Source organism: Tenacibaculum jejuense, from assembly GCF_900198195.1.
Lineage (GTDB): Bacteria > Bacteroidota > Bacteroidia > Flavobacteriales > Flavobacteriaceae > Polaribacter > Polaribacter jejuensis.
Genome location: NZ_LT899436.1, coordinates 3,492,000 through 3,515,537 on the forward strand (window position 1 = coordinate 3,492,000; position 23,538 = coordinate 3,515,537).

General features: G+C 29.6%; 25 protein-coding genes. 3 read left to right on the forward strand and 22 right to left on the reverse strand.

The genetic code is table 11. The features are described from left to right. Window positions 1-2: 2 nt before the first annotated feature. Genes AQ1685_RS15160 through AQ1685_RS15170 form a run of 3 tightly spaced genes read right to left on the reverse strand, consistent with a single transcriptional unit; the run spans window position 3 to window position 1,738 of the window. Window positions 3-824 (reverse strand): thiol-disulfide oxidoreductase DCC family protein, encoded by an 822-nt coding sequence (locus AQ1685_RS15160; protein WP_095073535.1) that lies wholly within the window; start codon window positions 822-824, stop codon window positions 3-5. Between the two features lie 21 nt (window positions 825-845). Next, a complete protein-coding gene (locus AQ1685_RS15165; protein ID WP_095073537.1) occupies window positions 846-1,193 on the reverse strand; it encodes a hypothetical protein in 348 nt (115 codons plus the stop codon). 38 nt (window positions 1,194-1,231) lie between these two features. Continuing rightward, on the reverse strand, window positions 1,232-1,738 hold the full coding sequence (locus AQ1685_RS15170) for a GbsR/MarR family transcriptional regulator (protein ID WP_095073539.1): 507 nt from the start codon (window positions 1,736-1,738) through the stop codon (window positions 1,232-1,234). Window positions 1,739-2,389: 651 nt separating this feature from the next. Here AQ1685_RS15170 and AQ1685_RS15175 point away from each other — a divergent pair. Beyond that, entirely contained in the window at window positions 2,390-2,872 is a 483-nt protein-coding gene (locus AQ1685_RS15175; RefSeq protein WP_095073543.1) for an RNA polymerase sigma factor, read from the forward strand. Continuing rightward, window positions 2,856-3,476: a hypothetical protein gene (locus tag AQ1685_RS15180; RefSeq protein WP_095073545.1), complete on the forward strand. Its 621-nt coding sequence runs from the start codon at window positions 2,856-2,858 to the stop codon at window positions 3,474-3,476. Before AQ1685_RS15175 ends, AQ1685_RS15180 begins: the two co-directional genes overlap by 17 nt. Window positions 3,477-3,524: 48 nt before the next feature. Here AQ1685_RS15180 and recQ read toward each other — a convergent pair whose 3' ends face one another. From recQ to AQ1685_RS15220, 8 genes are all read right to left on the reverse strand, one after another. After that, a complete protein-coding gene (recQ, locus tag AQ1685_RS15185; protein ID WP_095073547.1) occupies window positions 3,525-5,630 on the reverse strand; it encodes a DNA helicase RecQ in 2,106 nt (701 codons plus the stop codon). 71 nt (window positions 5,631-5,701) lie between these two features. After that, window positions 5,702-8,884 (reverse strand): S41 family peptidase, encoded by a 3,183-nt coding sequence (locus AQ1685_RS15190; RefSeq protein WP_095073548.1) that lies wholly within the window; start codon window positions 8,882-8,884, stop codon window positions 5,702-5,704. Window positions 8,885-9,014: 130 nt separating this feature from the next. After that, window positions 9,015-9,563, reverse strand: a complete 549-nt coding sequence (locus tag AQ1685_RS15195) for a TlpA family protein disulfide reductase (RefSeq protein WP_095073550.1) — start codon at window positions 9,561-9,563, stop codon at window positions 9,015-9,017. A 107-nt stretch (window positions 9,564-9,670) separates the two neighbouring features. Next, window positions 9,671-10,303, reverse strand: coding sequence for an NAD(P)-dependent oxidoreductase (locus tag AQ1685_RS15200; protein WP_095073551.1), 633 nt, complete (start codon window positions 10,301-10,303; stop codon window positions 9,671-9,673). An 80-nt stretch (window positions 10,304-10,383) separates the two neighbouring features. Beyond that, the gene (locus AQ1685_RS15205; RefSeq protein WP_095073553.1) at window positions 10,384-11,166 is read right to left on the reverse strand and encodes a helix-turn-helix domain-containing protein; all 783 of its coding nucleotides are present in this window, start codon (window positions 11,164-11,166) and stop codon (window positions 10,384-10,386) included. Between the two features lie 36 nt (window positions 11,167-11,202). Continuing rightward, entirely contained in the window at window positions 11,203-12,108 is a 906-nt protein-coding gene (locus AQ1685_RS15210) for a helix-turn-helix domain-containing protein (protein ID WP_095073555.1), read from the reverse strand. A gap of 15 nt (window positions 12,109-12,123) precedes the next feature. Next, window positions 12,124-12,879, reverse strand: a complete 756-nt coding sequence (locus AQ1685_RS15215; RefSeq protein WP_095073556.1) for an SDR family NAD(P)-dependent oxidoreductase — start codon at window positions 12,877-12,879, stop codon at window positions 12,124-12,126. 88 nt (window positions 12,880-12,967) lie between these two features. Next, window positions 12,968-13,390, reverse strand: coding sequence for a hypothetical protein (locus AQ1685_RS15220; RefSeq protein WP_095073558.1), 423 nt, complete (start codon window positions 13,388-13,390; stop codon window positions 12,968-12,970). Between the two features lie 110 nt (window positions 13,391-13,500). Here AQ1685_RS15220 and AQ1685_RS15225 point away from each other — a divergent pair, with 110 nt between their 5' ends. Further along, a complete protein-coding gene (locus AQ1685_RS15225) occupies window positions 13,501-14,154 on the forward strand; it encodes a DsbA family oxidoreductase (RefSeq protein ID WP_095073560.1) in 654 nt (217 codons plus the stop codon). A gap of 79 nt (window positions 14,155-14,233) precedes the next feature. Here AQ1685_RS15225 and AQ1685_RS15230 read toward each other — a convergent pair whose 3' ends face one another. From AQ1685_RS15230 to AQ1685_RS15280, 11 genes are all read right to left on the reverse strand, one after another. After that, window positions 14,234-15,502 carry a DoxX family protein gene (locus tag AQ1685_RS15230; RefSeq protein WP_095073562.1) on the reverse strand — a complete coding sequence of 423 codons (1,269 nt, stop codon included), beginning with the start codon at window positions 15,500-15,502 and terminating at the stop codon, window positions 14,234-14,236. Window positions 15,503-15,703: 201 nt separating this feature from the next. Continuing rightward, window positions 15,704-16,471 (reverse strand): tryptophan synthase subunit alpha, encoded by a 768-nt coding sequence (gene trpA, locus AQ1685_RS15235; protein ID WP_095073564.1) that lies wholly within the window; start codon window positions 16,469-16,471, stop codon window positions 15,704-15,706. 106 nt (window positions 16,472-16,577) lie between these two features. Then, entirely contained in the window at window positions 16,578-17,051 is a 474-nt protein-coding gene (locus AQ1685_RS15240) for a hypothetical protein (RefSeq protein ID WP_095073566.1), read from the reverse strand. Between the two features lie 6 nt (window positions 17,052-17,057). Next, the gene (trpB, locus tag AQ1685_RS15245) at window positions 17,058-18,233 is read right to left on the reverse strand and encodes a tryptophan synthase subunit beta (RefSeq protein ID WP_095073568.1); all 1,176 of its coding nucleotides are present in this window, start codon (window positions 18,231-18,233) and stop codon (window positions 17,058-17,060) included. A gap of 28 nt (window positions 18,234-18,261) precedes the next feature. Next, window positions 18,262-19,020 carry a hypothetical protein gene (locus tag AQ1685_RS15250; protein WP_095073570.1) on the reverse strand — a complete coding sequence of 253 codons (759 nt, stop codon included), beginning with the start codon at window positions 19,018-19,020 and terminating at the stop codon, window positions 18,262-18,264. After that, window positions 19,020-19,643 carry a phosphoribosylanthranilate isomerase gene (locus AQ1685_RS15255; RefSeq protein WP_095075094.1) on the reverse strand — a complete coding sequence of 208 codons (624 nt, stop codon included), beginning with the start codon at window positions 19,641-19,643 and terminating at the stop codon, window positions 19,020-19,022. Before AQ1685_RS15255 ends, AQ1685_RS15250 begins: the two co-directional genes overlap by 1 nt. Before the next feature lie 80 nt (window positions 19,644-19,723). Next, window positions 19,724-20,695, reverse strand: a complete 972-nt coding sequence (locus AQ1685_RS15260; RefSeq protein ID WP_157730244.1) for a hypothetical protein — start codon at window positions 20,693-20,695, stop codon at window positions 19,724-19,726. A gap of 9 nt (window positions 20,696-20,704) precedes the next feature. Then, the gene (gene trpC, locus AQ1685_RS15265) at window positions 20,705-21,493 is read right to left on the reverse strand and encodes an indole-3-glycerol phosphate synthase TrpC (protein ID WP_095073573.1); all 789 of its coding nucleotides are present in this window, start codon (window positions 21,491-21,493) and stop codon (window positions 20,705-20,707) included. Window positions 21,494-21,578: 85 nt separating this feature from the next. Beyond that, complete coding sequence (locus AQ1685_RS15270; protein ID WP_095073575.1) at window positions 21,579-21,932, reverse strand: four helix bundle protein; 354 nt, start codon at window positions 21,930-21,932, stop codon at window positions 21,579-21,581. Between the two features lie 26 nt (window positions 21,933-21,958). After that, complete coding sequence (gene trpD / locus AQ1685_RS15275; RefSeq protein WP_095073576.1) at window positions 21,959-22,948, reverse strand: anthranilate phosphoribosyltransferase; 990 nt, start codon at window positions 22,946-22,948, stop codon at window positions 21,959-21,961. A 5-nt stretch (window positions 22,949-22,953) separates the two neighbouring features. Next, complete coding sequence (locus AQ1685_RS15280) at window positions 22,954-23,535, reverse strand: anthranilate synthase component II (RefSeq protein ID WP_095073578.1); 582 nt, start codon at window positions 23,533-23,535, stop codon at window positions 22,954-22,956. Window positions 23,536-23,538 lie beyond the last annotated feature (3 nt).

Below are 23,538 nucleotides of genomic sequence, written 5' to 3' on the forward strand. Positions count from 1 at the left end.
GATTATACGTTTAAGATGAAAAATAAAATAATCACTCTGTATCCGATCCAAGTCCAACTTAAATAACTTGGTAACTCTAATAATTTGATTCTTCTTTTATGTTCAAAAAACATGAAACCAACCACTCCAGAAAAAGCAAATAAGATTAACCATTGTGGAAAACTGATCATACTGTTTAGTAACATGAGTTGGAACAACCCAATACAGCCCATTAAAGAAACAGTAATGATGTTTCCGACGTAATTCAAAATGGTTTTAGAATCTTTATTGATTACAAAAACGACTTGAGAGATGATTAAACCTAATGCCAACCAAATTTCTCTTATAAAACTTGCTTTTGGTAATGCTTGAATTATATGTGAAAACTGAAATAAGGTTATTGAAGTTATTAAAGTTCCTAAAACAATAAATAATAATCTGTATTTCACATTGAAACTTGGAATACATTCCAATTCTTCTGATTCTTTTTTATCTGAAGGGATAATTACTTTTCTATTGTAAGAAATTAAAGAATATAACTTTGATAATCCGTATTTAATAGGCTTGAAGTTTCCTATTTTTTCTACAATTGGAAATGAGTTCCCTATTACTTTTAATAAACTATCGATACCATAAGTCACTTGTTTATTTTCTCTATCAATTAAAGCTATTTCGTTTACAGCTCGTTTTATATCTACAAATGATTTCTCTTTTGATGTGATTTTCTCAAATGATTTTCTTCCTTCTGTATCTAACATTTTAGCCTTAATAAAAGCCCTAGTGTACAAATTACATAACGGACAATCGGTATCGTATAATAATGTATGTTGATTTAAAGTTTTCATATTTTCAAAAATTATTGAAAGTTAATAGTCAAATTTTTTTAGCTCTAAAAATGCTGTTACACTGTAAGCTAAAAAGATGGGGAATCCAAAGAGAATTGGATTCGCTAAATAGGTTTGGGAAATAATACTATATACTTCTGACCAAAAAATAAAATAAGTGATTACTATCAATAAATAACTCCCTATAAAATATTTACTCTTAATTTTAAGCACTTCCCACTGAATTCCTTGTGATATACAATATAATAATTGTACAAATCCTAGTGGTATAGCAAACAAAGCTGCAAAACCTAAATTGTTACGATCAAAAATACCAGTAAGTAATAAAATCGTAAAAACTAACATTAGTATTCTGTTTATATGTTTCATAGTTTCAGAAATTATTGAAAGTTTGTTTTTAAATTTTTTTATTTTTTAATCAATCTTGTAAAATTAGATAGCAACCAGTGCTCGTCTGCTTTAATTGCCTTTTCTAATAAACCGTTAAACATACCTGTTACTGATAAAATATCCTTCATCAATTTTCTAAAAACCTCAGCATCTTCAGAATCTTCACTTACATCGTTTTGTAATTCCTCTAAGACTTTTAATACAGGTTCGATCTCTCTTTTTTTGCGTTCTTTGGTTACTTGTTTAAATAGTTCCCAAATATCTTTATCGGCAACGAAAAACTCTTTACGCTCCCCTACTACAAACTCTTTTCTTACAATTCCCCAATCGATTAATGCACGAACATTCATGTTTACATTTCCGCGGGAAATTTTTAAAGCTTCCATAATCTCATCGGCAGATAAAGCTTTATTTGTCGCCAATAATAACGCATGTACTTGAGCCATAGTTTTATTTATTCCCCAACTTGTTGCTAAACTACCCCAAGTTTGTATGTACTTTATTTTTGCGTCTTCTAACTTCATGAGACAAATATATAGATATTTTCTAAACTTTCAAAAATTATTGAAAATTAAATATTTTCAATTCTGATTATTCTGGTAACTTTTTTCTAAAAACCAAGTTAAATATAGAGCTAAGAATATTGCAACTCCCGAAAAAACACAATCATTATAGAATCTAAAATAGTTTTTTAATGCCGCTAGGTAAAAAATAAAGTAAAGAATAATGGAAGAAAAGTAAAATATAAACACCGACTTTGCAGGTTTAAGATCGCTATTTGACAAGGATAAAACGAAAGTAAAAAGTACTTGGTAACCTCCTAGTACGATAGCAGACAATAATGCTAGAATTTGTAATTCTAAACTTATATCTAAAATAAAAAAGAAAAATAAAATTCCAGACACTACCATAAAGAACCTATTAATTTTTATACCGATTTTTAATATTCTATTCATCTATCTAATTTATATTTTAAAAATTTTCTTCAAAAAAAAGTTTTTTTTCCTATTACCAATTTTACCAATATATATCTGCAAACACTCAATTAAAAAGCGTTTTATCGATTTTTATACAATAACTCAATTCTTATCTTTTAAATATTAATTTCTATTTTTTTTTGAATTCGTGTAATATTTTTAAAACTAAAAATACTAATCAGATAAAGAATATATTTTTTGAGTAACGATTTTTATATAACGTCAATTTTACCTCATTCGGGAATCATAATTAAAATCTGTAGAGCTTATACAGACTCTGAAGAAGATTTTGAAGATTTTTATCAAGAGGCTTGTTTACAAATTTGGAAAAGTAGAAGTTCATTTCAAGAGAAATCGAAATGGTCTACTTGGGTGTACAGAATTACCTTAAATGTTTGTTTAACCTTAACAAAAAAGAATAAGAGAAAACATTTAAATAGTGATCATTTTTTGGAACCATCTGAAGGAAACAAAGCTTTTGAGAACGAACATTTAAATTTACTATACGATGCTATTAAAAGACTTTCTGAAGTAGATAGAGCTATTATTTTATTGCATCTTGAAGAAAATCCTTACAAAGAAATTGCTGCAATTATTGGAACTCGCGCTAACAATATTGCTGTTCGAATTAATAGAATTAAAAAACAATTAAAAGTATTACTTGATGGAAAAATCAATTGAAAAGATATGGAATGAAGCTTTTGTAGATGAACAATCTTTAATTGCTCCTAGGATTAATAATTTATACAATCAGAAATCAAAATCGATAGTGAATAAAATTAAAAGAACCTATGAATTTGATAATAAAGGTCTATTACCAATGGCAGGAATTGTAGCTATTGGAGGAATATTATTGTCGGAAACCATTATTGGTTTGTATGGAACTATTTTAATTCTGTGCTTGTATTATTATAACACAAAACTATTAAGTAGATTTTCTAACTTAGATGTAAAATCAGATAATTTAACTTATTTAAAAAACTACAGAAAAGTAATAAAATCAGTTTCTTTAGCTACGAAACGAATGTTCATTTTTGTGATTCCGTTTGTCGTCTTGTCTATTTTTATTTTAGCTTTCTTTGTAAAAGAAAAAAGTTTCTTGTCACTATTTATTAAAGAAGAAACTACCCTTTTAGAAATTATAGGAATTGGTGGATCGGTAGCACTTATTGTTTCAATACTTGCGATGCTAGTTTTTAAACTTTCAACTAAATTACTATATGGTACTTTATTCTCTAAATTAGATGATCTTATTAATGAAATCGAGGGTTTAAAAAATAAATAAACTACAATCGTCATCTTCATAAACTGAGATGACGATTTTTATTTAGTATCAAATTGATTTCTTCTGTAAAATAGTTAAAGCTACTCGAATTTGTTCATACGGAACTTTCTCTCCTAAAAATTCAAAATATGGTTTTAATGCGGTTTCATTTTTTAATACTTTCTTCGCATTTGCAACTTCTTTTATTGTTTCTGGTGAAGTAAACTGATCTAAATTGATATCTTTTCCTTCTAGATATAATTTCGATAAATGAGAGAATATTGTGGGTATTTTTAAAGCTCTCGCTTCTGCGATTTCTTCAATAGTTAAACCTTGACTGTATAATTTAAAGGTTTCTAAAGCTGTGTTTTTTTTACCTCTTTTCTTCTCTTCAAGGAAATTTTTAATCTCTTCCATAAACTCTCCCCCATATACCTCAAGTTTACGCTGTCCTACTCCACTAATGGATAAAAACTCATTATCTGTTAACGGACGATCTTTTTCTATTTCTCGCAGTGTAGCATCATTAAAAACTAAATAAGCAGCAATATTTTCTTCTGTTGCGATTTTATAACGTAATGCTCTTAAACGCTCAAATAAACTATCTTTTTTAACAGTTTTAGTTGTTTTAGCTACTATTCTTTTTTCTTCTTTTTTAATTTCTACAGGTGCTGTTAATTGAATCTTTTCTCCTTCAAATAATACCTTTTTTGAAAAATCTGTTAACTGTAAAGCATTATTTAAATGAAACGCAATTTGACAATACCCTTGATTGACTAATTGCACTAAATAATGCTGCCAATCTCTCCAAGAAATATCTTTTCCTACTCCGTAGGTTTTTAATGTATTGTAATTTTTATCTAAAACTGTGGCATTTTGTGCTCCTCTAAGAACATCAATTACTGTTCCCATAGCTTCTTTTCCTTTCAATCTGAAAATTGCTGACAAAGCTTTTTGAGCAATTACAGTTCCATCAAAAAATTGAGGTGGATTTTTACATACGTCGCAATTCCCACAGTTTTCTTCAATTAGCTCTCCAAAATAACTCAACAAAATCTTTCTTCTACAAACTGTAGCTTCAGCAAACTGCTTCATACGATCTAATTTTGCTTCTTGTACTTCTTTATTACTCGTTCCTTCTATAAACTGTCGCAATTGTATTACATCGGCATAACTATGAAATAATAAAGCTTTAGCTGGTAGACCATCTCTTCCTGAACGTCCGATTTCCTGATAATATCCTTCAATATTTTTAGGCATATTGTAATGAATTACCCAACGAACATTCGATTTATCGATTCCCATTCCAAAAGCAATAGTTGCGCAAATAATTTGCACATCATCTTTTACGAAAGCTTCTTGAGTTTTTGCTCGTTCTTCAAAAGATAATCCAGCATGGTATGCGCTTGCATCTATATTTTGTTCTTGTAATTTTTTAGCTAATTGTTCCGTAGCTTTTCTACTTAGACAATAGATAATTCCAGCTTCATCTGGTGATCTCTTTATGAAATTAATAATTTGTTTAATTCTTTCATTTCCTGGACGAACTTCTAAGCTAATATTAGCTCTATTGAATGAACTGATAAAACGTGTAGCGTGTGTAATTACCAATTGTTCTACAATATCTTCTTGTGTTGCCTTATCTGCTGTTGCTGTTAATGCAACTATTGGAACTTCTGGAAGTGATTTTTTCAAAAAAGCAAGTTGCTTGTATGATGGTCTAAAATCGTGCCCCCATGATGAAATACAGTGTGCTTCATCTATAGCTATACAACTTATATAAGTCTGATTTAAGATATTTTGAAGTAATGGTAAACTTTCTGGAGCTACGTATAACAATTTAATCTTTCGTTCGGCTACTGCATTAAAAACAGCATCTTGATCTTCTTTAGATTGACTGCTATTATAGTACATCGCTGGAATACCATTGGCTCTTAAACTATCAACTTGATCTTTCATTAGAGCAATTAATGGTGAAATAACTAGTGTAACTCCATCAAAAAATAATGCTGGTAATTGATAACAAATTGATTTACCTCCACCGGTTGGCATAATTACAAGTGTATCTTTTTTTTCTAATACATTGGTAATTATTTTTTGCTGATCTAGTCGAAAACTATCGTAACCAAAATTAGTTTTTAACTTTTCTAACAATGCTTCTTCTTGGTATTCCATCCGGCAAAAATAAGCATAAAAAAAGCGAAGTTTTTTACCACTTCGCTTTCTAAAAAAATAAAATTTATTTTTTATCTAATGTCTTGTAAAAGAACTTCTACAGCTTTTTTAAGCTGAGCATCTTCCCCTCTATCTTTCCATCCTGGTGCATTTTTCACCAAGTAATCTGGAACAGCTGGTGCTTCATTTTCCATGTTCTTCCCTGATTGTTTCACATACCAAGCTCTGAAAGGCATACGAATAAATCCGTTTTGTAATCCTGCTCCTCCAGTAGAGATTACGGCTCCGAATGTTGGCTGACCAACTAATTTACCTAAACCTAAATTTTTGAATGCATGAGAGAAAATTTCTGCATTAGAATAACTATTCTCATTACATAAAGCTACAACAGGCTTCGTGTTTACAGATAAAATCGCTCTTTCGTTGTATGGATAATGCTTTTCGAATTTCTTATGATTTTTTAGAGACTTAGTAGCTCCTCTAGGAACTGTATACGCATGTTGTTTTACATTTAATACAGCCATTAATCTATCTGTAGTCCATCCTCCACCATTATATCTCACATCAATTACAATTCCTTTTTTACCATAACCACTTGCTTTTAATTCTCTTTCGAAACGTTCGAAACTTGGTTGATTCATTCCTTGAATATGGATGTAACCTAATTGTCCGTTTGAATACTCATCAACTAGTTTTTTTCTTGAACGAATCCATTCTTCATATTGAAGTCTTCTTAAATTTCTTTGAGGACGTAATACCACTTCTTTACCAGAACTTAATGTTAATAAAGTTTCTGTATTGATCGTATTTTTAAGTGCTTTATAAAAACTTTCTCTTTTCGGAACTTCAATTCCGTTTACATGAGTAATTACATCTCCTACATTTAATTTACTCTTAGATTTATCTGATACAGAGTTTGGTAAAACATAATTTACTTTCGCTCCATTGCTTGTATCTGTTACATCTAATCCTAATAAACCTATTTTATCAGAAGGATTCGGTGGAGTAAAACTTCTATACCCCATATGACTCGCATTTAATTGTCCTAATAATAAATTGAACATATACGAATAGTCTTGATCTGTAGTTGCAGATAAAACCCAAGGTTTATATCTTTTTACTAAACCATTCCAATCATAACCATGGAAATTAGGATCGTAAAAACCTGCTGTTAACGCTCTAATTCCTTCATTAAATACTTGTTCGTTAATCTTACCTCTATACTTTGTGTATGTTGCTTTATGAGGATAAACTGTAATTCTATCTGACTTTGTATTTAATTCTTTTAAAACTCCACCAGCTGTGAAGTATAACTTTCCTTTCTGTAATGAAAATCCTCCAGCTCTACTTCCACCTTTAATAGCCTTAGGTTTAGAACCATCCCACTTAATTTTATATAAATTTCTTCTTTTAGAAGATGGATCTGTAGCAGAATAATACATAAAATTACTATCACCACTAAATGCTAAACTAAATTCGTCGTCTGATAAAGAAGTAACCTGAACTAATCTATCGAAAATTCTTTCTTCGTCAATTTTAACTACGACAGACTTTTTCTTAGGTTTCTTTGTTTTTTTAGCTGCATCTTTTTTTGCATCTTTAGATTTCTTTTCGTCTTCTTCTTTATAATAATCTCCTTCTTCGTGATCTATTCTTGATTTTTCCCAATCTTCTTTTTGTAACCAAACCATCCAAACATCATAATTGATATCATTTCTATTTGAAAGGAATGCTAATTTCTTCCCGTCTGGACTCCAAACTGGATTGATATCGTTTCTTGGGTGCATACTTACATTCATTTTTTTACTCTTATCTGCAACAGATTGAATAAAAATTTCAGTATCAAAATCTAAATCAGTTTGAGAATATGCGATGTATTTACTATCTGGACTCCAAGAAACTCCTTGAGGAGCAGACCATGTATCAACAAAAGTTTCTTTATTCTTTAACTTACCATCTTCAATATCTGCAATAATTAATTTACCTCTACCTACTTGATAAGCAATTTTTTTCTGATCTGGAGAAATTATAAATCCTTGAATATCTTCTTTTGCACTAGTTAGTTTTTCATTCTTGATTTTTAAAGATCTTTCTATTCCAACTTTATCATCAGCTGAAGTTACTTTATATAATTGAAATAAACCATCTCTATCAGATAAAAACACTACTGTTTTGTCATCAAACCATCCAACACTTTTATCGCTGTAAGGATCTTTACTAACATTGTTAGTTCTCTTTTTCTCTTTGTTGTTCTCTTTTACAAAAATTTCTCCGTCAATAGCAACAGCAGCCATTTTTCCATTTGGTGAAATTGCAAAATTTCCAATTCCTCTGGTTGTTGTTCTTGAAGTTTCATCATTTATCCTGTTGTCTGAAGAGATATTCATTGTTAATTTAGATGAGCTTCCATTCTTCAGTTGGAAAACAGATATTCCAGATGTATACACTATAGTTCCATTATTACTCACAGAATAAGAACGAACTCCATTTTTACTTAAGCTTGTTAATTTTTGTTTAGTTCCATCTACTTGACCATCTGAGATAAGTTTTTGCTTATAAATGTTATATCTACCACTCTCAGCACCTACATAATATAGATTACCTTCTGCATCCCAAGCTGGAGAATGATCATTTTTATTACTTGTTGTAATTTGGATATACTTTTTTGTAGCTGTGTTGTAAATCCAAATATCTCTTTGTGCAGAACCAGAATAGTCTTCTCGTGCAATTCTACAAGCTCCTTTTGTAAATGCTATCAATTTTCCATCAGGAGAAGCAGTAGCCATTTCTCCGTAGGCATTTAATAAACGGGTTGGTGTTCCACCTTTTGCATTCACAGTATACATTTGTTGATCCCACTCAGGACCAGCAAAAATACGTTTAGTTGTAAAAATTATATTTCCGTCTTTACCCCAAGAAGTTGGAGTATTTGAAGCTGGATAATACGTTAATTGTTTAGGTACACCTCCATTTGTAGAAGTAACAAAAATATTTGAGTTTCCTTTTCTATCTGATGAAAAAGCTATTTCATTTCCGCTTTTATTCCAGATAGGATCAGTCTCATAAGCTTTATTTATGGTTAATCGTTTAGCTCCTTTGGTGTTGAGATCATATACCCATATATCTCCATAATAACTAAATGCTATTTCATTAGCATTGGGGCTTATAGCAGGTTTTCGTATTAACTGACCTTGTATGGACGTTACTCCAATAAAAGTTAGTAACACTAATAAAGTAGTTTGTTTTAAATTCATTATCCTTATATTTATTATACAACGAATTTAAAGTTTTCTTGGATAGTTGGTAGTTTTTTTAATATTTGTTTAACAACTCAGTTGCAATAAAAGCTTTTAGAAATCTAATTTTAACGTTTTAAGATAAAATTTACTCGGCAATAAGTTCATCTATTTTCTTTCTAAAACTTTTACTATTCCAATTAGCAGAGCCCGATTTATCTACTCTAATATTTCCTTGTGTATCTATTACAAAAGTTCTGGGAATAGAAGTTACAGGAGGTAATTCTTTCGGAAAATCATGATTGGATTGATAAACTGGAAATTCATACCCATGTTTTTTAAAAAACTCATTTAAAGTTCTAACATCATCACTTGTAATGAATACAAATGCAACCTTTCCTTTATAATCGTTATAAAAATCTTGAATGTATGGTAACTCTGCTATACAAGGAGGACACCAAGTTGCCCAAAAGTTTAAGAAAACGACTTTTCCTTTAAATTCAGCAAAATTGGCGTTATAAGTATTTAAACCTGTTAACTTCCAGTTATAATCGAATATTCTTGCACTTCCTTCAGCTTTTTCTACAGTTGGAGAAAAAGATATTTGCCTTATAAACCAAACTCTACTTGGTTTATATAAAATTAAGCATATCAATGCTATAAAAAGAATATTAGATAATGTAATATGTTTCTTCAAATCTGTTTAAATTAAGAAAAAGTACGAGTAAAAGTACTCGCACTTTTTTCCTTGGTCTTTCAATTTAAAGAAAACTAACATGTAGTATTCTAAAACTTTAGTTAAACTTAATGAGAAACTCCTGGCGACTTTAACATATACATATTGGTTCTCAATTGTTTTAAAATAAAATCTGCTACATCTGCTCTTGAAATTTTTAACTTTAAAGATTTTAAACTAGATGGAAAACCATGTAAATACTCTTCTGTTTTTTCTCCATCAGTAAAAGCACTTGGTTTTACAATCGTCCAATCTAAACTACTTGCTCTTACATATTTTTCTTGTAATTCATGATCTAGAAAAACTTGTTTTAAAAACCATCCGAACATGATATATTTCCAAAAGAAATTTAAATTATTATTACTTTCTCCCGTGCCTAAAGTACTCTGACAAATTAATCTTTTCACATTATTTTTTTCCATGGCTTCAATAATGTTTTTTGTTCCGAATGATCTAACTGAACTTTTTCTACTCTTACCAGAACCTAAAACAATAATTACTGCTTCCTTTCCTTTAATGGCTTCACTTACATCTTTTTTATTAAAAACATCTCCTTCAAAATATTGTAGTTTTTTATTCTTTACGTCTGATAGTTTACGTTTATCTCTACAAAATGCTGTTACATCATAACCTTGTTCTAAGGCCTGATTTACAACATGCTTCCCTACTGTTCCTGTAGCTCCAAATATTATAAGTTTCATATCTATTTATTTTAATATTACACCACAAAATTATTAGTAATGTCTATCTTAAAATTGAACAAAACCGACAAAATGAAAATTTAAGCGATTTGATTTAAGTAGAATTTTGGAGTTTGACCAGTGTAACTTTTAAAAGTTCTTATAAAATGAGATTGATCTGAAAATCCGCTATCTAAGCCAACATCTAACAAAGTATCGAATTTAGATTGACTTAATAAATGAATAGAGCTTTGAAACTGAATAATTCTGGCAAACTGTTTTGGTGTTAAACCTACATAATTCATAAAATTTCTCTCTAAGGTTCGTTCTGTTATAGGAACTATCTCTAGAATTTCTTTCACTTTTATTTGGCCTTTTTTCTCTATAATAATTCGAATTACTCGTTCTATTATAGCATTTTCTGAAACTGTATTCGCCTTAATTAAACTTCTTATTAAGTTAAATAAAGTTGAAATCTGCTGATTTATTTCAGAAGTTTTTACTAATTCGTTTCGATAAAAGTTCGTATTTACATGATTTAACTGTAATAAATCGTAACAGTCGTCATTAAGAACTTTAGGCGCTATTCCTAAGAGATATTTTGAGGCAAATGGATATAGTTGAACTACAATATATTCGTGAGCACCTTTTACATCCAAAGAAATAGGCTGTAAAGTTTGTCCGTATAAAAACAACTCTGAAAGTTTTTTCTCTTTTGGTAATAAATAAAAGCCATGATCAGAAGATTGATACATAATACCAGGATAACCATCAGCATACAAAGGAATATTCGTATGAGAATCTTCATTCGTATTACTTCCAATCATAATACAATTTACATAAGGAAGTATGTCTTTTGGTAATATGTATTCCGTCTTATACATAAAGTACAGCTAAAGATACAAATTAACTTAAGCTATTTAATTAAATGTTTTTCTAAACTCTAAAGGAGACATTGTTGTTTTGTTTTTAAAAAGTTTCGTAAATGAAGATGGATATTCAAAACCTAAGTAATATGCGATTTCACTAACTGTAAATTCTGAAGTATTTAGTAATTCTTTTGCTTTTCTGATTAGCTGACTGTGAATATGTTGTTGTGTATTTTGTCCTGTCAAATTTTTTAAAACACTCGTTAAATAACTTGTAGAAACACACAATTCTTCAGCAATCCATTGTACTGAAGGTAATCCTTTATCTATTAAGTTTTCTTGATTAAAGTAATTAGACAGTAATGTTTCTAATTGTGTAACAATTTTATGATTTGAAACTTTACGTGTTCTAAATTGTCTTTCATAAAACCTTTCTGCGTAATTCAACAATAACTCTACCTGTGAGATGATAATATTCTGACTAAACTGATCTGTATTAGATTGATATTCTGAACGAATATTATTTAGTATTGAAATCATCATTTTCTCTTCTTTGTCCGAAAGAAACAATGCTTCATTTACTGCGTAACCAAAAAATTGATAATTCTTTATCTTTTTTGCTAAAATTGTATTCCATAAAAAATCTGGATGAATCAATAAAAGCCAACCTGATGGTTTAGTATTGAGATTAGGGTTTTCTGCTAAACTCATTACTTGATTTGGCGCAATGAAAGTCATAACACCTTCATCAAAATCATACTCTTGCTGACCGTAAAAGAATTTATATGCTACATTCCTTTTTAATCCTACAGTAAAATAATCTTGTCTCCATTTAATTTCTTTAATATTATCAGGATAATTAACTTCATCGTAATTTATTAAACTGATTAAAGGATGTTCCGGAGCTTTTAGTCCTGCTAACTTATGGTACTCTAAAATTCTTTTGAAATGTAGCATTCTTTTCTTTTTATTTTAAACAATCATTCCACCAGAAACTTCAATTCGTTGTCCGTTTATCCATCCTGCTTTTTCAGAACATAAAAAAGCTACAACTCCACCTAGATCTTCCACTTCTCCTACTCTACCTAAAGCTGTTAAACTTTCTATAATTGTTCTTTTTTCTTGATTATCTCTGTTCGTTCCTCCTGCAAAATCAGTAGCTATAGCTCCAGGAGCAACAACATTAGCTGTAATTTTTCTGTTTCCTAATTCTTTTGCTAGGTACTTTGTAAACGTTTCTACTCCAGATTTCATAATTGCATACGAAGACATTCCTGGGAAACTAAAACGTGTTAAACCACTAGAAATGTTTATAATTCTTCCTGAATTATTTAAAAATGGTAAAGCTGCTTGTGTTAAAAAGTAGACGCTTTTCAAGTGAATGTTTAACATTTCATCAAATTCAGCTTCCTTTGTATTTGCTATTAAATTATGAATTCCTGTTCCTGCATTGTTGATTAAAAAATCGAAATTCGGACTTCCATTTACTTCTTTTAAATAGGCCGTTACTTTATCTATAAAAATTTTGATATCATGAAACTCTTTTGCATTAAATGAAAATGCTTTCGCACTTCTACCTAAAGCAATAACTTCTTGTATTACTTCATTGGCCTTTTCAAGATTGGTGTGATATGAAAATATAATATCATATCCTTCTTTGGCTAAACTAATTACCATTTCTCTTCCTAAGCCTCTGCTTCCTCCTGTAAGTACTGCTATTTTACTCATTGTTTTATTTTTTTGTTGCAATACAAAATTCAAACATTTACAAGCTTTCTATTTTTCCAAATCAACTATTTACTTTTCCAAAATCAATTTAACTCAAAAAAACAAAAATCAATAAAGCGGCTATAAAACCAAAAATACTTGTAAACCAACCCAAAGATTTAGATTGTGTCCAACCAGATAAACTCACTACAGTTATTTGAGAAGCGATACCAATCATAAATGCAATAAATGATATTATTCTAGGAAACATAATTTTTTCATGGCTTGCTTCTAAAGGATAACCTTTAGTAGTCATTAGTAAGATTTTTGTCATTCCAAAAATCGCTATTAAGAATGCCAATGAAGAAATTACAGAAGTTTTAAAAATTATACGCTTTAGCTTTGTATCAAGTTTTCCAATTAATAACGTTACAACGGTTGTTAAGGAAAAACCTCCTAAAAAAGTACAAATAAGAATAAATTGTCTTGCTAATTCATTCCAATATCCAAAAGATAGATTATCTAATTGCATTATGTAATAATTATAATCATTAAAAATAGTGTAAGTTTCAAGTATCTTTTCCTACAAATAGAAAAAATAGTATCATTTTTTAGATCATAAAAAAAGATCAAAATAAACTTATGAAAAATACATTAAAAATAGATATAGTTTCTGATGTTGTTTGTCCTTGGTGTACAGTTGGATACAAACACTTAAAAAAGGCCATAGATGAATTAGATATTGCGGATCAAATAGAGATTGAATGGCAACCTTTTGAATTAAATCCAAATATGCCTAAAGAAGGGCAGGATTTAACAGAGCATATCACTCAAAAGTATGGTTCTACAAAAGAACAACACGAAGCATCTAGAAGCAGATTAGTAGAAGCAGGAGCTAATGTTGATTTTAAATTTGATTTTTACGAAAACATGAAAATCGTAAATACTTTTGATGCACACGTTTTATTAGAATATGCCAAACAATTTGGAAAACAAACAGAATTAAAAATGCGCTTAACTACAGCTTATTTTAGTGAGCGTAAAGATGTTTCTAAACAAGAAGTTTTAAAACAAGCTTTATTAGATGTTGGACTTAATGCAGAAGAAGCTTTAGCTAAATTGAATGATGATGACGCTCGTTTTGAAGTTCAACGCAACAAACAACACTGGCAAAACTTAGGTGTTCGTTCTGTACCGACTATAGTTTTTGATAGAAAAGAAGCTGTAACTGGTGCACAACCTATAGGAGTTTTTAAAAGTGTTTTAAGAGAATTTATCAAGCCTAAAGCAATCTAAGCATAGGTTAGGTTAATTATATGTTTTGCAAATAAGCCTCACTTTTTTAAGTGAGGCTTTTTAATGATTCAGATGAACTTTATTTTAAATCTCTTATCCATCTTACTTTTCTCATCAAACGATAATCTTCTTTGGTTTTTCTTTGTGTTTTAAACCAAATTGTGTCATTTTCTATTACTCCATTAAAAACAAATGTTTTTTTGTTACTCTGCTTATAATTTAAAGTAAATGTATTAGTACTATCTCTTCGATTTTTTAGTATTATTTCTTTACTAATTGTATCTGCTTTAAATGAATAATAACTTTTACTATTATTTTCTTTCTGTACAGTTATATTTCCTATTTGCCAAGAAGAACCATTTATTAAAAGACTTTTCCATTTTTTTTGATTTGGAATATTTATTGAATCTCCATTTATTCTCTGTTCATTTACTTTGAAAAAACCAGTTATAGATGGATTGTCATTAGTTTTATAATACCCTAATGACATTCTGGTGAAGAAAAATAGTGATATTGTATATGCTACTAAAAGTACAGGTTTGATAAATTTCCTGATTTGTTTACTTTTTACATTTGTAAATAAAATAGGTTCATTTTTTGATTCTGTATTTTTATTAAATACAAACATATTGATTAAGACTTTTCTATAATACCAAAGTAAAATTACATCCATTACAAATAAATGAATTGCAAACATTTTTACTGATACATCATAACCAATATCAATTATGACTACATTAAACATTGCTATAAATAAGATAAATGATCCTAAAAAAGTAGTTCTTCTAAACAATATTAAAACTCCTCCTACTACTTCAACCCAACCAGTAGTCATGGTATATAATTTTGAATGACTCATAAAAGTCCATAAAAAACTCATCCCACTGTACTCTCCTATAGTAGATTCTAAGCTAGCAACATCCATTCTACCAAATTGTGTCATAAAGACCTTACCAAAACCATACAGCACTAAAGTAAAACCAACATGATATCTTAACATGATTCTTAAGAAACTTTTTACTTTAGTATTATAATTCTTTTTCAGCTTAGACTCGATAAAAATCCAAAGTATAGTAAGTATTATAGATAATATTGCAATAAGCAAGAATCTACTGTAATCGTATCTAGAATCAATACCATTGTAAAGTAACTTTTCATTGAGTTCCCACCCTAAAAACGTTTCACTAAACCACATCGTTATTTTTCTCCAGATGGAAAAATCGTCTCTTTCAATTCCATATATATACTCAAATCCATATGGATAGATATAGAATATGAAATATAACAAGGTGAATCTCGTTAAAAAAGATTTTAGTAGTTTTCTAGGAGTTTTTAAGTCACTGTTCATAGTCATAAAAGTTTATTAGCTAATACTATTTTTATTTTATGACTCCCAATCTACGATAAATACATAAAATTTAACCTTAATCATTAATAAATGTATAGTAGAGTGAACTTAGAAGGTAATTATTCATAAAAAAACTGAAATATTTAAACTAGTTTAGTTCAAATATTTCAGCTTTTAAAAATTATAAATTAAGATATAGTTTTACCCTTTAATTCCTTTTACGAAATCTGCTATTCCTTCAACTCCATTTTTATCTAAGCTTTTAATGAATGCTGAACCTATTATGGCTCCATTACCATATTCACAAGCTTTTGAAAATGTTTTGTTATCTGAAATTCCAAAACCAATAATTAATTTACTTTTTAAATTCATGGTTTTAATACGCTCAAAATAATCAATTTGTTGTTTAGAAATTTCTCCTTTTGCTCCTGTAATTGCTGAAGATGCTACCATATAAATGAAAGATTCAGTTAAATCATCGATTTTACGAATTCTTTCTTCTGAAGTTTGTGGTGTAATTAAAAACACATTTGTTAATCCGTACTTTTTAAATAACGCTCTATAATGTGATTCGTATTCTACCATTGGTAGATCTGGAAGAATTAAGGTATCAATACCGCAATCTACTACTTTCTGGCAAAAAGCTTCTTCTCCGTATTTTATAATTTGATTTACATATCCCATTAACACTAACGGAGTTGTATTTGTATCTTTAATGGCTTTTAATTGTTCAAAAACAACATCTAGATTCATTCCATTCTTTAGGGCAACAGTACTACTATGTTGAATTGTTGGTCCGTCTGCTAAAGGATCAGAAAAAGGTAAACCAACTTCGATAAAGTCTACACCGTTACTTCCTAATTTATCTATAATTTCGGCAGTTTGATTTAACTCTGGAAATCCTGCAGTGAAAAATATAGATAATAAATTATGTTCTTGTTTTTGAAATATTTGTTGAATTGAGTTCATTATTTTTCTTCTTATGCATCATTGTAAGATAAAATAATCAAGATCATCTGACTAAAAAGATCTTTTTAAGTTTTACCTAGAATGATAATATTTTGAATTTGATATGTTATTGAAAATCTAAATCTTTAATTTCTCCATCTACATAATCAAAAGAAACATCTTTTGGATATGAATTTTCTTCAGAAAAAGGCTCTAAATAAAATGAAAAACCTTTTTCATTATGTAATGAATTAATTCCCATGAAATAATATTCTTCAAGCCAATTTTGAACAACCTTTTTTTCTTTTCCTTCATTTTGATCTTTTAAAGCTTGGTTTAATCGATCAAATAAAAAATCTAAGTTATTCAATATCTGCTTAAGAATTTCTATATGTTCTTTATCAGGAGTTTTAGAATCGCCTTGTAAAATTATACTAGTGGTTTCATTTTCTTTATTTGGTATCAAATAATCATCAACATACCAATTGTACTTTTTTTTACCTTTTTTAATTCTTTCGCTAGTTATCTCTCCAAAATAAGAATCTGTAAATGTCAGCTCATTTCCCAAGAAAAAACCTTCTATCTTTTCAAAAACTCCCATTTTGTTTTACTTCAAATGTTTGATAAAAGTTTCTAAATCTTTATCTCCTCGACCTGATAGATTAATTACTATAGTTTGATCTGGTTTTAAATCCATTTTTGGTAAAACAGCTAAAGCATGAGCGGTTTCTAATGCTGGAATAATTCCTTCAATTCGAGTTAATTCATATGCTGCTTGTAATGCTTCATCGTCTGTTGCATTCATAAACTTAGCTCTCTTTGTATCATGTAAAAAGGCGTGTAATGGTCCAACTCCTGGATAATCTAATCCAGCTGAAATAGAATAAGGCTCAACAATTTGTCCGTATTCATCTTGCATTAAAATAGTTTTACTTCCGTGAATCACACCTACTTCTCCTAACTGCGAAGTTGCTGCACTTTCACCAGAATTTACTCCTAAACCAGCAGCTTCAACAGCAATTAATTCTACTTCTTCATCTTCTAAATAATGATAAAAAGCGCCAGCTGCATTACTTCCTCCACCAACACAAGCGATAATAGTATCTGGATTTTCTTTACCTGTTTTCTCTTTTAACTGCCATTTCATTTCTTCTGAAATAATAGCTTGTAAACGCGCTACCATGTCTGGATGTGGATGCGGACCAACAACTGAACCAATTAAATAAAACGTTTCTGGGTTTTGAATCCAATAACGAATGGCTTCATTGGTCGCATCTTTTAAAGTTTTACTTCCACTAGTTGCAGGAATAATTTTTGCTCCTAGCATTTTCATACGAGCAACATTTGGTGCTTGACGTTCAATATCAATTTCACCCATAAACACGGTACAATCTAATCCCATTAAAGCACAAACTGTTGCCGTTGCTACACCATGCTGCCCAGCTCCTGTTTCTGCAATAATATTAGTTTTACCTAACTTTTTTGCAATTAGAATCTGACCAATCGTATTGTTTACCTTATGAGCTCCAGTATGATTTAAATCTTCACGCTTTAAATAAATAGTTGCTCCATATTTTTCAGATAAACGCTTTGCTAAATATAATGGACTAGGTCTACCAACGTAGTCTTTTAACAATGCTTTATATTCTTCTTGAAATTCTTCTGATTCTATAATTTGAATATAATTATCTTCAATCTCTTTTACATTTGGGTGTAACAATTCTGGAATAAATGCGCCTCCAAATTGTCCATAGTACCCATTTTCATCTGGATTATATTTCATGATACTTTTATTTTGTGTGTTGTGTCTGTTATTTCTTAATTATTATTTCTTCGTTTTTAATCCACTTTTCAAGTAATTGTTTATTTGTACTTAATTCGACTAAATAAAACTTAAAAAATGACGCAAAAACTGTTGATTTCTGTATGCGTTCTACTCCTACTTTTCCTTCTAGATAATTGGAATGAATGAGATATAATTCTCCTTTTTTCTTAAGAATATATCCTACATGACCTGCATCAAAACCTATAAAATGGATTCCTTCAGGTAATACTTCTTTTATCTTTTGAATGATTTTGTCTGTCTCGTGATCAAAAATCTCAATTACTTTATTTTCTAAAGCTAGTGTTTTAGCTTCGTTAATGGGACTTTGCTGTGCTAATTGATATCTATTTATATTGAATCCAATATGTTTTAATGTTGTTGAAATAAAATATCCGCACGCGATTTCTCCTTTTTTCGGTGTTGATGTATACCCTTCAAAAGACCAAACTGTTCCTTCCCATTGAGGAATAATTCGATGTAATAATGCTGTTTCAAAAAACTGACTTAAAGAATCGAATTGCTTACGTTCTAATAATTCTCTTTTTTGTTCAAGAATTGTATTTCTTATTTGCTGATAGTTTCTATTCTTATCTTCAGTTAATACAAATTCTTGTAGGCTTTTGATTTGATGAGTTTTAGGCTCTTTTTTTTCTACAACTATCTTTTCTACTTTTTCTTTTTCTTGACCTTTACAAGAAATTAGAACTGTAGTAAACAGTATAAAAAATTGACCTAACTTTCTCATTATAAAACCTGGCTAATAAACTTTTTCAAATCTTTTACAGACTTTAAACCAGGTTCTTTTTCGAACTTACTGTTTACATCTAAAGCATAAACTGGTAAATCTGTTTTTATAATTTCTTTCACCTTAGCTACTTCATTTAATCCTATTCCGCCACTTAAAAAAAATGGTTTATTAGAATTGTAGCCTTCTAAAACTTTCCAATCGAAAGTAACTCCATTTCCTCCGCGCTCCTTTCCTTTGGTATCGAACAGGAAATAATCGACTACAGCTTCATAAGGTTCTAAAACAGAAAAATCAAATTCATCTTTAATTCCAAAAACTTTGATGATCTCTACTTTTGGTAATCGTTTTTCCTCTCTACTGCGCTCAAGGTGACCTTTTAATTCTTTTATATATTCGACAGACTCATCACCATGTAATTGTAAAGCTTCTAATTGATACTCTTCAGCAAGAGAAACTAAAATCTCTAAATAATCATTTACAAATACGCCTGTTTTTTTTATTCCTTTAGGAATCTCAGGAATGATACCTTCAAAATTTCGTTTTGATTTTTCATAGAAAATAAAACCTAAATAATCAGGTTTTAATTCAGCAACTTGCCGAATATTATCTACGTACTTCATTCCACAAATTTTAAGAAGCTTCTTTGCTTCAGAAGAGGAATTATCAAAGCTTGAAACTTTGTTGTTTTTTTTATTCATTATTACTTTAACGTTAACTTATATGTTTTACCATAAGTACTTATCAATATATCTCTATTAAAACTGATGGCTTTATTCATATGTGCATGCGTTTTAAATCTATACACCTTTTCTCCTATTTTAATTTCTTTATAATACAAATACTTCGTACTATAGTCTGGAAAAAAGCGATTGCTTTTAGTCATCCAATCTACATCGTAGTCATATAAAATTCGGTCATCAAAATCGGTAAGTGTAAAATTTTTATTTGTGAAATCTTGATATGATGATTTAGATTGATTTTTAGTAGCCTTCTTTTTATCCTTCAATATCAAATCGAAATTTCTAACAATATCGTTTATTGAATCTAAACTTAAAAAAAGCTCTTCTCCGTTATTATATCTTATAATATAATTTCTCTCATTACATAAAATCTCTTTATAATCTTTCAATAATTTCTGTTCTACAAGTTCTTTTTGTTTCTCTACTATAAAATTATTGCGAGATGTATTTTTATTATACAATGTAGAATCTAGAGGTATTTGTTCGTAAGCTTTTTTATTTGCAGCCACAACATTCATATACTCTAGATATGCTGTTTCTATTTCTTTGACTTTTATTTTTTCAAATAAAGGTGGAGATATCTTATAACAGCTCTTTTTATTAGTGAAGTAAATTGTTCCTATCTTATCTACAAGTATATTATTTCTAGGACTACCATATCTAAAATCAAATTCAAACTCTTTAATGATTTGTTTAGACTTTTTATCTCTAATATGTATTTTGTGTTCTTTAATTTCAAAATTATTAGAAAAAGTATAAATAAACACGTCTGTATCAGTCAGAAAACTTTCCACAAAATATGAGGATTCTACTTTTATATCTTCAGAAAAATTCTCAGTAAAATATGGAACATCAGGATATTTATCTTCTTGCTTTCTACAAGAAAGTAACATGCAAAAGCATAGAAGAATTATGATTCCTTTTGTTTTCATTTTTAATAGTTATCGAATTTGATTGATGAAATCTATACAAGCTTCACCCGGATTTTCTTCTTTCATAAAGTTCTCACCAATTAAGAAGCCTTGGAATCCGTATTCTTTTAATCCTGTTACAATTCTAGGATTACTAATTCCACTTTCGGAAACTTTTACTGCTGAACTTGGAATTTGATTCGCTAGATTAATAGAATGCTCAAGATCTACTTTAAATGTTTTTAAATCACGGTTGTTAATTCCTATAATCTTGTGATCTAAATCTGAAATTTTATCTAAATCTTGTTGATTATGTACTTCATACAAAACCTCTAATCCTAAATCGTTGGCTAACTTACCATAGTTCTTTATTTCTTCAGCAGTTAAACAAGCCGCAATTAATAGAATAACATCTGCTCCAATTGCTTTAGCTTCTACAATTTGAAATCCGTCTACAACAAAATCTTTACGTAAAATCGGTTTGATCGAATTTACATTTCTAGCTTCCATTAAATCGGCCATTGTTCCTCCGAAGAAAGAAGTATCTGTAAGTATCGATTGCGCCGCTACGTTAGCATCTAAATATCCATTAGTAACTTCAGCAACGGTAACTTTATCATTGATAATTCCTTTTGAAGGAGATTGACGCTTAAATTCTGCTATGATTCCAGTAGAATCTTGTGCTGTTAAAGATGCTTTTAATGAAATTGGAGTTCTTTTAAAACTCGGACTTTCAACTAGTTTTTTAACAGGAACTTCTGCTTTTATTTTTGCTATTTCCTGCTTTTTAAAGTTTACTATTTTCTCTAAAATTGTCATTTTAATTATAAATTCTAAATTAATAATTACGAATTATGCTCTTTAAAATTAATTCAACATTAATAAGTAATCTATTATTTTGATTCTAAGAGCTACGAACTGTTTTTTGAATACTCCCAATTATTCTAAGTAACTCTTCCGAATCTTTTAAAAATGGAGTAGCCTCTGTTTCTTTTAAATAATCTGTATCCTTTAATAATCGTATCCAATAATTTGCTTCTCTTGCTTCTTTGTACGCAATAGTGAGTTTAGCATAAAAATCTTTTCTACTTTGTCCACCAATAGCTTCTTCTATATTCGCTCCTATTGATGTTCCTGAACGTAAGAGTTGTTTGCTTAGAACGAACTCTTTTCTTTCTTTTGATAATTGCTGATATAGTTTTACAATCTTTACAGCAAACTCATAGCTTTTAATCTGAATTATATTGTCTCTTTTCATAGCATTTAATTTCCATTTCTTAATTCCTAATTCGTAATTAACTTATCCAAACACGCTTTTGCTTTTCCACCAAATAACGAATCTTTAGCCTCTTCAAAAGCTACTGAAAATTCTTTTTCTGGATTTACAATAGTTAATGCAAAAGAAGCATTGGTTAAAACTACATTATTTTGTGCTTCTGTTCCTTCACCGTTTAAAATCGATTTAAATATTTTAGCTGCAGCTTCTACAGAATCTCCTCCGTAAATATCAGATTGTTGAACTCTATTAATTCCAAAATCTTCAGGAGTGATTAATTGTTCTCCCGCTTTGGTAAATAATTTAAACCCTCCTGTTAAAGAAATTTCATCATAACCATCTAACGCATGAACAATACCGTAGTTAGTATCTTCTTCTTGTAAGATATAGTTATACAATCTTGCCACTTCTAAATTGTATGTTCCCAATAATTGATTTTGCGCAAAACTAGGATTTACTAAAGGACCTAACATGTTAAAGAATGTCTTTAATTTTAAAGCTTTTCTTGTTGGTCCTACAGCTTTCATTGCTGGATGAAATTTAGGCGCATGAAGAAAACAAATATTTGCTTCTTCTAATTGTGATTTTAAAACTGATTCATCGTTCGTAAACTCATACCCGAAGCTTTCTAACATGTCTGAAGATCCAGATTTAGAAGACACAGAATAATTTCCGTGCTTCGCAACTTTTTGTCCAGTTCCCGCAACAATAAAAGACGTTAATGTAGAAATGTTAAATGTATCTTTTCCATCTCCACCTGTACCCACGATATCTATCGTATTAAATTCAGACAAATCAACTTTTACAGCTAACTCCAATAATGCTTCTCTAAAACCTGCAAGTTCTTCTACTGTAATTGGACGCATCATGAAAACCGTTAGAAAAGAAGCCAAATGTGCATCGTTATATTCTTCTTTGGCAATATTGATTAAAATCTCTTTTGCTTCTGATTTCGACAATCTTTTATGTTGATATAAATCGTTTAGAATCGATTTCATTTGAATTAATTTTTAGAAACTGAATTAATAAAATTACGCACCAACTGTTCTCCAACTTCTGTTAGAATGCTTTCTGGGTGAAATTGTACGGCACTAATTTGGTGCTCTGTATGACGAATTGCCATAATTCCACCTTCTTCATCTATTGCAGTAACTTCAAGTTCTGCTGGTAAATCTTCGTTTGAAGCAATCCAAGAATGATAACGGGCAGCTGGGAAAGTTTCTGGAACTCCATTAAAGATTACAGCTTCTGGCTTTGTAACTTTCATATCTGTTGCAACACCATGAAATACTTCATTCATATTGATAATCTTTCCTCCAAAAACTTCTGTAATTGCTTGTAAACCTAAACACACACCAAAAATTGGCTTTTTACCTGCATAAGTTTTAATTACATCTTTTAAAATTCCTGCTTCATCTGGAATTCCAGGACCAGGTGACAACATGATTAAATCGTATTCTCCAACATCTTCTATTGAAATTTCGTCATTTCTGTAAACGTCTGGGTACTTATCGGTAATTTTTTCAACCATATGCACCAAGTTATATGTAAACGAATCGTAATTATCTAGGATTAATATTTTCATTTT

Coding starts and splice junctions, on each gene's coding strand:
- AQ1685_RS15260 (WP_157730244.1), bottom strand. CDS start 20,695: ATGAAAACAAAAGGAATCATAATTCTTCTATGCTTTTGCATGTTACTT.
- AQ1685_RS15270 (WP_095073575.1), bottom strand. CDS start 21,932: ATGAAAAGAGACAATATAATTCAGATTAAAAGCTATGAGTTTGCTGTA.
- trpA (WP_095073564.1), bottom strand. CDS start 16,471: ATGAACTCAATTCAACAAATATTTCAAAAACAAGAACATAATTTATTA.
- AQ1685_RS15165 (WP_095073537.1), bottom strand. CDS start 1,193: ATGAAACATATAAACAGAATACTAATGTTAGTTTTTACGATTTTATTA.
- AQ1685_RS15240 (WP_095073566.1), bottom strand. CDS start 17,051: ATGGGAGTTTTTGAAAAGATAGAAGGTTTTTTCTTGGGAAATGAGCTG.
- AQ1685_RS15200 (WP_095073551.1), bottom strand. CDS start 10,303: ATGAAACTTATAATATTTGGAGCTACAGGAACAGTAGGGAAGCATGTT.
- AQ1685_RS15215 (WP_095073556.1), bottom strand. CDS start 12,879: ATGAGTAAAATAGCAGTACTTACAGGAGGAAGCAGAGGCTTAGGAAGA.
- AQ1685_RS15225 (WP_095073560.1), top strand. CDS start 13,501: ATGAAAAATACATTAAAAATAGATATAGTTTCTGATGTTGTTTGTCCT.
- AQ1685_RS15205 (WP_095073553.1), bottom strand. CDS start 11,166: ATGTATAAGACGGAATACATATTACCAAAAGACATACTTCCTTATGTA.
- trpC (WP_095073573.1), bottom strand. CDS start 21,493: ATGACAATTTTAGAGAAAATAGTAAACTTTAAAAAGCAGGAAATAGCA.
- AQ1685_RS15250 (WP_095073570.1), bottom strand. CDS start 19,020: ATGAGAAAGTTAGGTCAATTTTTTATACTGTTTACTACAGTTCTAATT.
- AQ1685_RS15180 (WP_095073545.1), top strand. CDS start 2,856: ATGGAAAAATCAATTGAAAAGATATGGAATGAAGCTTTTGTAGATGAA.
- AQ1685_RS15210 (WP_095073555.1), bottom strand. CDS start 12,108: ATGCTACATTTCAAAAGAATTTTAGAGTACCATAAGTTAGCAGGACTA.
- AQ1685_RS15230 (WP_095073562.1), bottom strand. CDS start 15,502: ATGAACAGTGACTTAAAAACTCCTAGAAAACTACTAAAATCTTTTTTA.
- trpB (WP_095073568.1), bottom strand. CDS start 18,233: ATGAAATATAATCCAGATGAAAATGGGTACTATGGACAATTTGGAGGC.
- AQ1685_RS15190 (WP_095073548.1), bottom strand. CDS start 8,884: ATGAATTTAAAACAAACTACTTTATTAGTGTTACTAACTTTTATTGGA.
- AQ1685_RS15160 (WP_095073535.1), bottom strand. CDS start 824: ATGAAAACTTTAAATCAACATACATTATTATACGATACCGATTGTCCG.
- recQ (WP_095073547.1), bottom strand. CDS start 5,630: ATGGAATACCAAGAAGAAGCATTGTTAGAAAAGTTAAAAACTAATTTT.
- trpD (WP_095073576.1), bottom strand. CDS start 22,948: ATGAAATCGATTCTAAACGATTTATATCAACATAAAAGATTGTCGAAA.
- AQ1685_RS15220 (WP_095073558.1), bottom strand. CDS start 13,390: ATGCAATTAGATAATCTATCTTTTGGATATTGGAATGAATTAGCAAGA.
- AQ1685_RS15280 (WP_095073578.1), bottom strand. CDS start 23,535: ATGAAAATATTAATCCTAGATAATTACGATTCGTTTACATATAACTTG.
- AQ1685_RS15255 (WP_095075094.1), bottom strand. CDS start 19,643: ATGAAGTACGTAGATAATATTCGGCAAGTTGCTGAATTAAAACCTGAT.
- AQ1685_RS15170 (WP_095073539.1), bottom strand. CDS start 1,738: ATGAAGTTAGAAGACGCAAAAATAAAGTACATACAAACTTGGGGTAGT.